Below are 13134 nucleotides of genomic sequence, written 5' to 3'. Positions count from 1 at the left end.
CATTATTATGTAAAGCGCGTTTTTTGTATTTTTGAGCAAGTATTCCAACACTTAAGTTAGTGAGTCTATTTACTTATCGTATTCGTTAGCGGCCTTTTCTTCAGCAAGTTCTTCTTTAAGCTTACGAATTTTAAGGCCAAGCTCCTGCCCGCGATGCCTTGCGTAATATGTGCAACCTACAAACATAGCCGATGCAAACACAAGCTCTAATAAAACCCATATTAGCTCATCAGGCGCTGCCCATAACATTGTGAGTCCATGTATGAAGTACAACATTACAATAAAGTTAGCCCACGCATAGGTGTAGGTGTTGTCTTTTATAATCCCTCGTAGCGGTAACAACAATGGAATAATAGGCACAAACAACGCGGCTATACTCGCATTGCCATTAAGCGGCGGAACAAAGTACATCCAAAGCGGAATAAGGACTAATAAACCAACATAGCCAAAAATGGCAGCACGCTGAAATTTAATGGTTATAGGTTTTTTAGCTGGGGTGTCAGCGGTATTCATTGAAGTTTTCTCGCGATGTGGGTTAGGCGTTTACCAACGCTTTGGCATATTTTAATTTCATCTTTACTGAGCGTATTTGAATTACTACTACCTGCAACATGACTTGCGCCGTAAGGCGTGCCACCAGATTGAGTTGCTAGTAGCTCAGGTACTTCGTAGGGTACGCCAAGTAACATCATGCCATGGTGTAAAAGCGGCAATGACAAGTTAAGTAAGGTGGCTTCGTTGCCGCCATGCATGCTGCTTGATGATGAAAAAACACAGGCTGGTTTATCTATTAACTGGCCTTTGAGCCATAAATCGCTGGTGGTTTCCCAAAATGTTTTTGCTTGCGATGCCATCATACCAAAGCGCGTAGGGGTGCCAAAGGCAAGCCCATCGCAGTTTATTAAATCATCTTTGGTAATTATTATATCGTGCGGGTTTTTAGCTACAAAAGTGCGCAGCAAAGCGGTTGCACCTTGTTGCTCTATTGATTCAGCTATTTCATGGGCCATGGCTTCAACCGACCCATGGCTTGAGTGGTATAGCACCACAATTTGGGTGCTCATTATAATACGCTTAATACGTTTTCAGGTGGGCGACCCAGCGCGGCTTTATTGTTATTTACAACAATTGGGCGTTCAATTAATTTTGGGTTTTCTACCATTGCAGCAATTAATGCAGACTCGCTGTTTTCTTCTTTTAAATTAAGTGCTTTGTATGCATCTTCTTTGGTACGCATTAATTGGCGTACAGAGCTAAATCCTAACTGGCTTACAAGCTCTGCTATTTGTTCATGATTAAGCGGTGTTTTTAGGTACTCTACTACGCTTGGGGTTACGTTGTTTTGCTCAAGTACTGCAAGGGTTTCACGCGATTTAGAACAACGCGGGTTATGGTAAATAGTAACTGACATACAATTAGTTCCAAAATATGAATTGCCGCTATTTTAGGGCAAGCGCTTGCAGACTTAAAGTCTTGCAAGCTCTTTTTGTAAGCGACGATACTGGGTTAATAGTGCTTTTAAGCGCTGCTGCTTAACCAGCTCTGTAGGTTCTACGAAATTAAGCGCTTTTTGGATTTCGTCGGCGGCTTTTATATAAGCCCCATATTGCGAAAGTACATCGGCGTTGGCTTCGTGGTAAGCAGCAAGCTTGTCTTGTTTTTTATAGGCATCTGCTAATAGTTGCTTACCTAAGCTATGGTCTGGTTTTTCAAGTAAAAAGCTCTTTAAAATATTTTCGGCTAACTCAAATTGCTCTGCCTCTAATGCAGCGTTGGCATAATTTAAAGTAATTACCTGGTTATTAGGGCGATAGTTATTTAACTCCGCTAAAAATTTAACCGCTTCGTCGGCTTTTTCTTGCGCTATGAGTAAGTCGGTGTGGGTGTCTATGTAAAATAGGTTTTTAGGGTTTTTCTCTAACAGCTCGTTTAAAATTTTTGCGGCTTCATCCAATTTATCTTGATCGAGTAAGCTAATGCCTAAGCCATACTTTAGGGCGGTGTTGTTGTAGCTGTTTTCGCGCATTAATTTTCTAAACAGGGCCTCAGCGTTTTCTGGTTTATTTGCATAGCGTGCTAACACTCTGCTTTTCGCTAAGTTAAATTCAAGGCTTGGGTTTAAATGGCGTACAGGGTATTGCTCTGCACGTAGGCGCACATCAGACACGCGGCTCTCTGGTAATGGGTGAGTGAGCAAAAAGGCGGGTGGCTTATATTTGTAACGAATTTGCGCTGATAACTTAGTTAAAAACTCGCTCGATGCACGCGCATCAAAGCCTGCATTATTAAGGGTTTGCATGCCTATGCGGTCGGCTTCTTGCTCGGCAGCTCGGCTGTGCGTTAGTTGGCTAAAAGCAGCTTGCGTTTGGTTTGCCGAAATAATCGCAATACCTGCATCAGGTGCAACCACCGTAGCCAAAATACCTGCAATCATACCGGCAATGGTAAGTGCGCTATTATCTTGTTGCTGTTGAATACGCCGTGCTAAATGGCGCTGGGTAACGTGGGCAATTTCGTGGCCAAGTACTGAGGCAAATTGACTTTCGTTGTCTGATTGAGCAATAAGCCCAGTGTGCACGCCAACATGCCCGCCATAAAAAGCAAAGGCGTTAATTTCGTTATTGTTTACCCAAAAAAACGAAAAAGTAAAACGCACGTCGTTTGCATTTGCGACTAACTTACGGCCAAGTGTTGTTAGGTATTCATCGAGTACGGGGTCGTTTACCACCGGTGATGAGCCTCTTATTTGCATCATCATTACTTCGCCAATGGCTTGTTCTTTTTCAAGCGGTAAAACTTGCAAAGCAGATGTGCCTAAATCGGGCAGGGTAAAGTTTGTTTGCGCCTTTAAAGGCTCACTAACCAGTAGGCTAAAGGTAAGCGCGGCACTGCATAAAGTGATAAAGGCTAATTTTAGCTGCATTTTATTCCTTGTTAATTGGTTCACCAATTGCAATTTTAGCTATGTCTATTTCGTCGCTGCTCGCGCGGCTGTCTTTTTCGCACAATTGGTAGAGTTCTTTTATTGTGACTCCATCAAGCTTTACAACGTTCAATTCTTGCTGCAAATACTTAATAATTTTATGTACTACCTTATGTGCATGTAAAATAATGGCTTTATCTGCTTTATCGCCACGTTCAAAATAAAAGCCAATAAACTTATGCAATTGGTTTATGCGGATCAGGTTTTTCATTGAATGTGGATCCCACACTCTAAATTCCATAAAGCGGTTATCTTTAATGTACTGATCAATAATGACATCTTTTGCATAGGGCTGTGCCCACAGCTCAAAGCCACGGTCTGTAAATACTTGGTGCAGGGCAATTCGAGGCTTGTGTTTGGTGTGTATTTCGCCAAACTCATCCTCATAGCCATCAAGTAAGTCTAAATTCCAGTTGCGTTTATTGAGTAGACTTTTTACTGCATTTTCAAAGCCGTGCTCTAAAATCCCTTCAGATTCGCTGACCGAAGAGGCAACAAGATGATAAAAAGGCGGTAGTTCACCCCAGTTTATCTGCTTTTTATACCAATTAATCTCTTTGAGTGTTGGATTACTCGGTAGTTGCGCTTTATTATGCGTGCCAGGCATTAACTCATCCTTACTGCTAATTATGTTATAAGGATAAACCATTGCAGGAATGGTTTTAAGAAAAAGTTACAGCTGTTCACGTTTTATAAATAGATTGACCGACAATATGCGACTTATTATTCATTTTACTAAGCGAGTAAAGTAGTTATGTTAGAGCGCGATTTAAAAAAATTTAAATGCCCGCAACAGTTTGTGCAGTTTAAATTGGCACTTCGTGAAGCGCAGTCATTAAAGCAGGCTGTTACGTTTAGTATTAATAACGATGAAAGCGCAGACGACATTAAGCGCTTTTTAATTAAAAATGCATACAATTATACATTTGACCAACACCTAGGACTCATACTAGTGGAGCCATTACATGTTTGAATATGTTAAAACATGGTACGAAAGGAAGTTCTCAGACCCCCATTCAGTCACCTTATTATTTTTACTCATTACCTCTGTGGCGTTGCTGTATTTTTTTGGCTCGTTAATTGTTCCTGTATTAGTTGCATTAGTCATTGCTTATTTACTTGATTGGCCAGTAGTGCACTTAGAGCGCTTTGGATTAAAACGCTTTAGCGCCACGGTTATCGTTATGCTGATATTTACAGGCATAATGCTGACTTTAATTTTAGTCATTGGCCCTGTTTTATGGAAACAAACTAGTAACTTAGTGCAAGAAACACCGCATATGGTAGAACAAGGTAAGTCGTTTTTAATGGCGTTGCCTCAGCAATATCCGAGCTTAATTAATGCCGAGCAGGTACAAGCTATTGTGGCAAGTGTAGAGGCTAAAGCGCTTGAGCTTGGCCAAGTGATTGTTTCTTTTTCGCTTACATCGTTAAAAGATGTAGTTGCTTGGCTTATATATTTAGTGCTTGTGCCATTGCTTGTGTTTTTTATGCTTAAAGATAAGCTTGAGCTGACCACCAGTGCTGCCACGCTTATACCTCAGCAACGTCGTTTAATTTTGCAAGTATGGCACGAAATGAATCAGCAAATAATGAACTACATTCGCGGTAAAGTATTTGAAATATTAATTGTGGGGGGGACTTCATTTATTGCCTTTACCATACTTGATTTACGCTACGCTGCTTTATTAGGAGTGTTGGTTGGTTTTTCCGTATTGATCCCATTTGTGGGCGCAGCGCTAGTTACTATACCTGTGGCAGCTGTGGCGCTATTTCAATTTGGCTTAGAAACGCAGTTTTGGACGGTGTTAATAATATACGGAGTTATTCAGGCGCTCGATGGCAACGTATTAGTGCCGTTATTGTTCTCTGAAGCTGTTGATTTAAACCCGGTATTTATAATTGTTGCTGTGCTGTTTTTTGGTGGTTTATGGGGATTTTGGGGGGTGTTTTTTGCCATACCTTTAGCATCACTTGTAAAAGCATTAATTAACGCATGGTCGTCAACTCAGCAGGAGCTAAATAAAGAAATAGCTGAGTAAGTATTTAGTTTAAAAAGGCATAGTAAACGCACCTAAGTTACTAATTGATTATTACCCAATACGCCTAAAGTTATGTAGTATTGGGTATAAGATATATTTTTTAGTAATAAAGGTGCGTTTTTTAATGTCTGAATTTTTATTGCACGATGAACAAGCTGCCCAAGTTTATCTTGATGCAAATGCGACTACACCCGTTTTACCCTGTATTGCTGAGGTAGTGTCTCACACCATGCAAATTTGTTTTGGTAACCCTTCAAGCCCGCACATTAGCGGTATTCAGGCTAAATATTTATTAGAGCAAACAAGGCAAAACGCACGTAAAGTGATTGGCGCACCAAATGGCGATATTTTATTTACCTCCGGCGCTACTGAAGGTATTCAAACTGCGATTGTCTCTACGCTAATTAATGCTAAAAATCATACAATTAAAAAACCTGTATTGCTTTATGGTGCAACAGAGCACAAAGCCGTGCCTAATACGTTAAAACACTGGAATAGCGTACTGGGAATAAACGCTGAGTTACTTGCCATTCCGGTTGATAGTAATGGCATTTTAGACTTAGCCTTTATAAGTGATCATATTAACAATGCGCTCATGATTTGTACTATGGCGGTCAATAATGAAACCGGCGTGTATCAAGACTTAGCAACCATAGAACAAGTGATTCGTAGCCAAAATAAGTCAGTGTCATGGATGGTAGATTGCGTGCAAGCTTTGGGCAAACAAGCACTTGCACTTAGCGATACCAGTATAGATTACGCGCCGTTTTCGGGTCATAAATTGTATGCACCAAAAGGAATAGGGTTTTTATATATTAAAAATGGCAGTGCCTATACCCCATTTATAGCAGGTGGCGGGCAAGAAAGCGGCATGCGCTCAGGCACCGAAAACCTCCCAGGCATTGCAGGGCTTAATAAGTTATTTAGTTTATTATTGGATAAGTCAGACAATACATTTAAATCTGTTGCTGTACTTAATAGCTACAGGGGACAACTGCTAAATGCCTTAAAAAATACCTTTGGTGAAATTACCTTTAACCACGATTTTAATCACTCAGTGCCGACTACGCTCAATTTTGCAGTTAACGCTTTAACTTCAAAAGAGGTGATTGATTTATTTGATGCAACAGGTATTAGGGTCAGTGGTGGTTCGGCGTGTAGTACAGGCGCTAAGCGCAGTTTTGTACTTGATGCAATGGGCGCCACCGATTGGCAAAGCGAAAATGCGATTAGGCTTTCGTTTGGCCCAGCCGCTACTCAAGCGCAAATAGATCAAGCGTGTACACGTATTAGTTCTTTAAAAGCAGTGCTAGAGGCTAATTGTTTAATTGTCTCTGACAGTGCATCACCTAGGCAAGAAGTGTGTGCACTTGGCTTAACGCAATTTAGGCACCAAGGAGCTTGTAGTTGGCTTTATGTTAGTGATGATAAAAGCGCAGTAGTGATTGACCCAATTATAGAGCTAATTCCACGCTTTGAAAAAATAGTAAAAACCCAACAGCTTACTGTAAAAGCAATTTTAGATACCCATAAGCATCAAGAGCGTACCAGTGCGGTTAGTTTATTAAGCGATGTGTTAGCTGTTAATGCTGCAAACGAGCAAACTATAAAACTAGGTAATAAAACACTGACGACTTTGCACACCCCAGGGCACAGCAAAGACAGCGTAAGCTACTTATTAAAAGATGACGAAACAGCGCATGTTGATTATTGTTTTTGTGGTGATTTAATTTTACCAGCAGGACTTGGTAATACATCGCTTGAAGGCGGCAGTGCAGCCCAAATGGCAACCTCATTACAATTATTAGCAACTACTTTGAGTGATAATACCGTAATGTGCTCAGGACACGATTACCAACAGTGCTTTGCTATTAATTGGCGCACAACACGTGCTCAAACTGCGCTTCTTAGCCCACTGCTTAATAAAGAAATAACAACGGATGAATTTGTTGAGCAAAAAATAAAAAGCGAGGAGCTGCATATAAATTCGGATAACCAGCTTTGTGGTTATGTGCAAGCTGCCGTGCAAACACGTGCTAAGCAGCTTAATTATCAACAAGCCAAAACGTTTTTAACAAAGCCTAATGTGTACTTAATAGATACGCGCGAACCCTATGAGCACAGTGCCGTTAATGTGGGTGATATTTTTTCAGCGCCAAGTTCACACACACTCAATATATCGCTTAGCCGCATGGCGAATGCAGTAGTGCAAAATCAATTAAACCCTGATCATACGTATATTCTATTATGCCGAAGTGGGAGTCGTTCAAAAATAGCGGCTGCTAACTTACAGCAGTTAGGGTATCCGCATATTTATAATGTAGAAGGGGGTTTAGCACTTATTAACTAAATACGCTTTTTTAAGGCTATTAAAGTTGGTATTGGGTATCTTTTAAACTGGGTGTAGTTTGCTAGGTACCTTATATGCGTATTTCATGAATATTTAATAAATGTTGATTAAACTGTTAAATGCTTAAAATTTGTGGGTAATTAATTCATAAAATTTTTATGATACCGGTGTCAAAAGTAAAAAATTGCGTTATTATCTGCATCATAAATTATAAAAACAGCATTTTTATTGCTTTTTTCGTTATACTAGGCGCTTGCATTTTAGTTTGCAAAGCACTCAGTTAATGAAGCTATTTTACCTTAAACTGTTTTTAAATCATTAATTTAAATATTTTAGAGGATATTTACATGTCTAATCGTTCGCAATTAGCAAGTTGGCAAGCACTTAAAGAAAGTGCCGCACAGATGAAACAAACCCATCTAAAAACGTTATTTGCACAAGATGATTCGCGATTTGATGCATTCTCTACTCAAATTCCAGGTGTGTTATTTGATTATTCAAAGCAGCGCATCGACAAAAACACCTTTGCCCAGTTAATTGAACTTGCTAACGAGTGTGACATTGCCACTTGGCGCGACAAAATGTTTAGCGGCGAAAAAATTAATATTACTGAAGAACGTTCTGTTTTACATACTGCTTTGCGTAACCGTGCTCATACCCCGTTAGTAGTAGATGGCGAAGATGTAACGCAAGCTGTAGATAACGAATTAGCAAAAATTAAAGCCTTTGTTGAAAAGGTACGCAGTGGTCAGTGGTTAGGTTATACCGGTAAAGCGGTTAAAGATGTTGTAAGTATTGGTGTTGGTGGCTCAAACCTTGGCCCACAAATGGCAACCGAAGCACTTAAAGCGCTTGCTGATGACACATTAAACGTGCATTACGTATCTAATGCAGATGGCGTTCAAATTGCTTCTGTATTAAAAGCTATTGACCCTGAGACAACTCTATTTGTTATTTCATCAAAAACATTTACCACTTCAGAAACCATGACCAACGCAAAAACAGCCGTTGAATGGTTTTTACAAACAGCAAAAGATGACAGCACTATTGCTAAGCACTTTGTTGCTGTAAGTACCAACTTAGAAAAAACCGCTGCATTTGGTATTAGCGATGAAAACGTATTCACCATGTGGGACTGGGTAGGGGGTCGCTTTTCACTTTGGAGTGCGATAGGCTTACCAATTGCTTTATATTTAGGCTTTGATGCTTTTGAAGCTATTTTAGAAGGTGCGTTTGAAGTAGATGAGCACTTTAAAACAGCACCATTTGAGCAAAATATTCCACTTATTATGGCACTACTTAGTGTGTGGAATACCAGCTTTTTAGATTTTACATCACAAGCTATTTTACCTTATGACCAAGCGCTTCATATGTTGCCTGCGTATTTACAACAAGGCGAGATGGAAAGTAACGGTAAACATGTAAACTTTGCTGGCGAAACCGTACCTTATACAACAGTACCTATTATTTGGGGTATGACGGGTATTAATGGTCAACATGCGTTTTATCAGTGTTTGCACCAAGGTAATGTGATTGTACCGGCTGATTTTATTGCGTCAGTTAAGCCGCAAGTAGCGGTAGATAAACACCACGATATTTTACTATCTAACTTTTTAGCGCAAACAGAAGCGATGATGAGTGGTGTAGATGCACAGCAAGTAACAGAAGATTTAGCGGCTAAAGGCAAAACACAGGCGCAAATTGATGAATTACTTAATCATAAAATCCATCAAGGCAATCGTCCTACAACATCTATACTACTTGATACGGTAGATGCAAAAACAGTAGGTCGTTTAATTGCGTTATACGAACATAAAATATTCTGCCAAGGCATAATATTAGAAATTTGCTCATTTGATCAATGGGGCGTTGAGCTTGGAAAAGGCTTAGCTTCTAAAATTGAAAGCGAACTAACCGATGATAGCGTAAAACACGCACACGATAGTTCAACAAATGGCTTAATGGCGTACTACAAGCAACATCGTACGCAGTAACATTTTCGCTTATTGAAAAATAAGCAAACCGAGTACCTTTGAACGGGTAGCGCTGGAGTTCTTAGGGCCTGTATTTTTGTGAGAGGAATTACAGGACTCCTAAGACTCATTTAATTGTGCGAACAGTCAAATAAAAATACCAACGCCATAGCGTAAAACATTCAATAGGCTTTTATTAAGTAACAGTAAAAGCCAATGTCATTCAAGCACTAAACCTGCATACCGAGCTGCTTATGGAAGTAGCTTATAGGTATTACAAACGTAGAGAGTAACTATGCTTAATCCTTTTGATATTATAATTTTTGGGGGCGGTGGTGATCTTGCGTTACGCAAATTACTTCCTGCAATGTACAGAGCATATCAAGAAGGTAACTTACCAGAAGGCTCACGCATTCTGCCTACCGTGCGTGAAGAAAGTAAGCGCGCCGATTACATAGAAACAGCCCATAACGCATTAAAAGAGTTTTTAAGCAAAGGCGAGTACAACGCTAAAGATTGGAAAGCATTTTCTACTTATTTAGTGCCTGTAGTAAGCAATGTAACTGAAGCTGACGACAACTGGGATGTACTTAAAGGCATTTTAGAAGAGCACGACAGCAACAAATCTCGCGTATTTTACTTATCACTACCGCCTGCAGTTTACGGCACATGTTGTGAAATACTATCAACTAAAGGGTTAATAACACCAACGTCTCGTGTTGTTGTTGAAAAGCCAATTGGTTACTGCGGCGACTCAGCTGAAGCTATAAACGGTAAAATTGCAGAGTTTTTTGACGAAGAGCAAATTTTCCGTATTGACCACTACTTAGGTAAAGAAACGGTTCAAAACCTAATGGCACTGCGCTTTTCAAACTCTTTGTTTGAAAACATGTGGGATGCTAAGTCAATTGACAACATTCAAATTAGTTTATCTGAAACAGTCGGCCTTGAAAGCCGTGCAGGTTTTTACGACAAAGCCGGTGCACTGCGCGACATGGTTCAAAACCACTTATTGCAGTTACTATGTTTAGTTGCGATGGAGTCGCCTAACAAGCTTAATGCAAACAGTATTCGCACAGAAAAACTAAAAGTATTAGAAGCACTTCGCCCATTACTTGATGGCGACGTAGATGAAAACATAGTTCGCGGCCAATACGTACCAGGTGATTTAAACGGTAAAATTGTACCGGGTTATTTAGAAGAGCTTAATGAAGGCTCAAGCAAAACAGAGACGTTTGTTGCTATTCGTGCTCACATTGATAACTGGCGCTGGGCGGGGGTTCCTTTTTACCTTCGTACTGGTAAGCGTATGGCTAAACGTTGTGCTGAAATTGTTGTTGAATACAAAAAAGTATCACATAACATTTATGAAGATAACGTAGGTAACATTGAGCCAAACCGTTTGGTTATTCGTTTGCAACCTGAAGAGACAATTCAATTAACGCTTATGTCAAAGCGTCTTGATAATCTTGAAATGCAACTTGAGCCGGTAACAATGAACATTGAGCTTTCACAAGCGTACAGCAATGGTTTCCATTCAGATGCGTACAAGCGTTTAATGCTTGATGCTGCAGCTAATAACCCATCGTTATTTATTCACCGTGATGAAGTTCGTCAAGCGTGGAAATGGATAGACCCAATCATTGACCGTTGGCAAGCCAAAGGCAAACCTGCACTATACCGTGCTGGTAGCTGGGGCCCAGATGATGCTGATGAACTATTAGCTGAAAACAACCACGTGTGGTTTAACACTGGCGATAAGGCATAAGTTATGGCAACTATTGTTGAAAAGTTTTTTGACTCAAAAGATGAGTTAACCGCTGAGTTATCAAATACGCTAGAGCAATCTTTGCGTGATGGTATTAAAAACGATGGCCGTGCTGTATTAATGGTTTCTGGCGGTTCGTCTCCTGCACCTGCGTATAAGCATTTATCAACGCTCGATTTAGATTGGCAAAACGTTGATGTTGCCATGGTTGATGAGCGCTGGGTTGAGCCAAGCCATGAAAAAAGTAACGAAGCGTTTATTAATAGCACGTTACTTCAAAACTATGGCAGTGCAGCAAACTTCATTACAATGAAAAACGATGCCGCTACTGCAAAAGAGGGTACGCAAGTATGTGAAGCCGCTTACAGTGCTTTAAAGGCGCCGTACGACGTAACAATTTTAGGTATGGGCCCTGATGGCCACACTGCATCTTTATTTCCCCATGCGGATGGTTTAGAGCATGGTTTAACAACCGAGCAAACAGTGTGTGCGATTAACGCGATTCAAAGCGATGTTACAGGTAGCATTACTGAGCGTATGACACTGACGTTAAATGCCATTGCTAACTCTAAAGTGGTTAAGTTACTTATAAGCGGTGAAGAAAAGCTCGCCGTTTACAAGCAAGCAAAGGCGGGTGGTGAGGTAAACGACATGCCACTTCGCGCAGTGCTTAATCACCCAAGCATTAATATAGAAGTATATTGGGCACCTTAATTTAGGTTTTCAATCACATTTTAAAGGCAGCTTATTTAAGCTGCCTTTTTATTTGCCTAAATTTAATACTATTTGTAGCAAAAAAAGCAGTGCTAACTGTTAACCAATGTTAACAGTTTTTATGGGGTTGTATTAAAAATAACCATGCAATGCGGGGTTTTTAACCATATCCAAGTGATTTTAGCTGTCTATTTTTTAGCAACGCCTAGATTTAGCTAAACTTTATTTTTTCATGAGAGTTGTCATAAAACTTTCCCTTCCTTTTTTCGTTCAAAAGCATTAGCCTAAAGGCATTAACAATGAAACATATATATTAAAAATAAACGGAGCAGTAACATGGCGGAGCAACAAGTACAGCCTTTACACAACGAAAAGCATGCCAACACTAAAATTCAAAACGGCATCAACGTTGAATTTATGAAAACTCAACATTTAGTGCCCGTAGTTGCACATGAGTTTGCACGCGTAGCGAACGAATTCCCAATGTCTTTTGTTAAAAATAACGAAGCGGGTACTTTTCAAGCAGTAGCGATGTTTGGTCTAGAGCCAGGCGAAAACCTTTTTGTAGAAGACGGTAAGTGGACAGCAGCATTTGCACCTATGGCTGCAACACGTTACCCACTGGGCTTAGTTAAGCACCCAGATCAAGACCAATACGGTATTGTAATTGATGAAGCAAGTTCATTAGTTGGTGAAGAAGAAGGCAACGCGTTATTTGAAAATGGCGAAGAAACAGATTATTTAAAGCGTCGTAAAGAGTCTTTAGTGTCTTTTATCGAGTTTTCTCAAGTAACAGAAGCGTTCACTAAGTTTTTAGCTGATAAAGAACTACTTGTAGCGCAAACGCTTACAGTAGACATTAAAGGCGAGAAAAAAGACATCAACGGTATTTACCTTATTGATGAGAAAAAACTTAATTCACTAAGTGATGAAGAGTTTTTAGAGCTTCGTAAGCGCGGTTACTTAGCGCCAATCTACTCTTTCTTAACGTCTACTCACCAAGTAGCACGTTTAGCGCGTTTAAAAGCTAAACACGCTTAATTATACCAATTGCATTAAATTAGTGATCTATTATAGCGATAAGTAAATGGCTCAATAACAAGGCTAAAATTATGATACATAGTTGTTCTATATAAATAATTTTCAACGTAGTTAGTGAGCTATTTAATACGCTAGAATGATCATGTTTTTAATAAAATTGGTATTTCAACACGTTAAATTTTAAAAAGCGCCTTAAGGCGCTTTTTTTATGTCATTAAACTTACATTAGTTGAAATCTTCTTTGTAACCATTCACATTGTTTT

Annotated in this window: 12 protein-coding genes; 7 read left to right on the top strand and 5 right to left on the bottom strand. The window is 39.8% G+C overall.

Translation table 11 applies throughout. From position 1 onward, the window contains the following. Positions 1-69: 69 nt before the first annotated feature. Genes PESP_RS10875 through PESP_RS10855 form a run of 5 tightly spaced genes read right to left on the bottom strand, consistent with a single transcriptional unit; the run spans position 70 to position 3590 of the window. On the bottom strand, positions 70-513 hold the full coding sequence (locus PESP_RS10875; protein WP_089348054.1) for a DUF2069 domain-containing protein: 444 nt from the start codon (positions 511-513) through the stop codon (positions 70-72). Then, a complete protein-coding gene (gene wrbA / locus PESP_RS10870; protein ID WP_089348053.1) occupies positions 510-1064 on the bottom strand; it encodes an NAD(P)H:quinone oxidoreductase in 555 nt (184 codons plus the stop codon). Before wrbA ends, PESP_RS10875 begins: the two co-directional genes overlap by 4 nt. Continuing rightward, entirely contained in the window at positions 1064-1411 is a 348-nt protein-coding gene (gene arsC / locus PESP_RS10865) for an arsenate reductase (glutaredoxin) (protein ID WP_089348052.1), read from the bottom strand. Before arsC ends, wrbA begins: the two co-directional genes overlap by 1 nt. A gap of 54 nt (positions 1412-1465) precedes the next feature. Continuing rightward, positions 1466-2923 (bottom strand): beta-barrel assembly-enhancing protease, encoded by a 1458-nt coding sequence (gene bepA / locus PESP_RS10860; RefSeq protein ID WP_089348051.1) that lies wholly within the window; start codon positions 2921-2923, stop codon positions 1466-1468. 1 nt (position 2924) lies between these two features. After that, complete coding sequence (locus tag PESP_RS10855; protein WP_089348050.1) at positions 2925-3590, bottom strand: hypothetical protein; 666 nt, start codon at positions 3588-3590, stop codon at positions 2925-2927. A gap of 147 nt (positions 3591-3737) precedes the next feature. On the opposite strand from PESP_RS10855, the gene PESP_RS10850 reads away from it, so the two are divergent. The 7 genes from PESP_RS10850 to PESP_RS10820 all read left to right on the top strand — a co-directional run bounded on the left by PESP_RS10850 (position 3738) and on the right by PESP_RS10820 (position 12871). After that, positions 3738-3956, top strand: a complete 219-nt coding sequence (locus PESP_RS10850; protein WP_089348049.1) for a hypothetical protein — start codon at positions 3738-3740, stop codon at positions 3954-3956. Next, entirely contained in the window at positions 3949-5025 is a 1077-nt protein-coding gene (locus PESP_RS10845; protein ID WP_089348048.1) for an AI-2E family transporter, read from the top strand. The genes PESP_RS10850 and PESP_RS10845 overlap by 8 nt, the downstream gene beginning before the upstream one ends. 124 nt (positions 5026-5149) lie before the next feature. After that, positions 5150-7375 carry an aminotransferase class V-fold PLP-dependent enzyme gene (locus PESP_RS10840; protein ID WP_089348047.1) on the top strand — a complete coding sequence of 742 codons (2226 nt, stop codon included), beginning with the start codon at positions 5150-5152 and terminating at the stop codon, positions 7373-7375. 347 nt (positions 7376-7722) lie between these two features. Continuing rightward, complete coding sequence (pgi, locus tag PESP_RS10835) at positions 7723-9369, top strand: glucose-6-phosphate isomerase (RefSeq protein ID WP_089348046.1); 1647 nt, start codon at positions 7723-7725, stop codon at positions 9367-9369. A 274-nt stretch (positions 9370-9643) separates the two neighbouring features. After that, positions 9644-11116: a glucose-6-phosphate dehydrogenase gene (gene zwf, locus PESP_RS10830; protein WP_089348045.1), complete on the top strand. Its 1473-nt coding sequence runs from the start codon at positions 9644-9646 to the stop codon at positions 11114-11116. Between the two features lie 3 nt (positions 11117-11119). Then, entirely contained in the window at positions 11120-11830 is a 711-nt protein-coding gene (gene pgl, locus PESP_RS10825) for a 6-phosphogluconolactonase (RefSeq protein WP_089348044.1), read from the top strand. Between the two features lie 336 nt (positions 11831-12166). Then, positions 12167-12871 (top strand): SapC family protein, encoded by a 705-nt coding sequence (locus PESP_RS10820; RefSeq protein WP_089348043.1) that lies wholly within the window; start codon positions 12167-12169, stop codon positions 12869-12871. The last annotated feature ends 263 nt before the right edge of the window (positions 12872-13134 follow it).

The sequence above is a fragment of the Pseudoalteromonas espejiana DSM 9414 genome (genome assembly GCF_002221525.1).
Classification (GTDB): Bacteria; Pseudomonadota; Gammaproteobacteria; order Enterobacterales; family Alteromonadaceae; genus Pseudoalteromonas; species Pseudoalteromonas espejiana.
The sequence above is the reverse complement of the archived record's forward strand: the minus strand, read 5'-3'. Positions and strand labels throughout refer to the sequence as shown.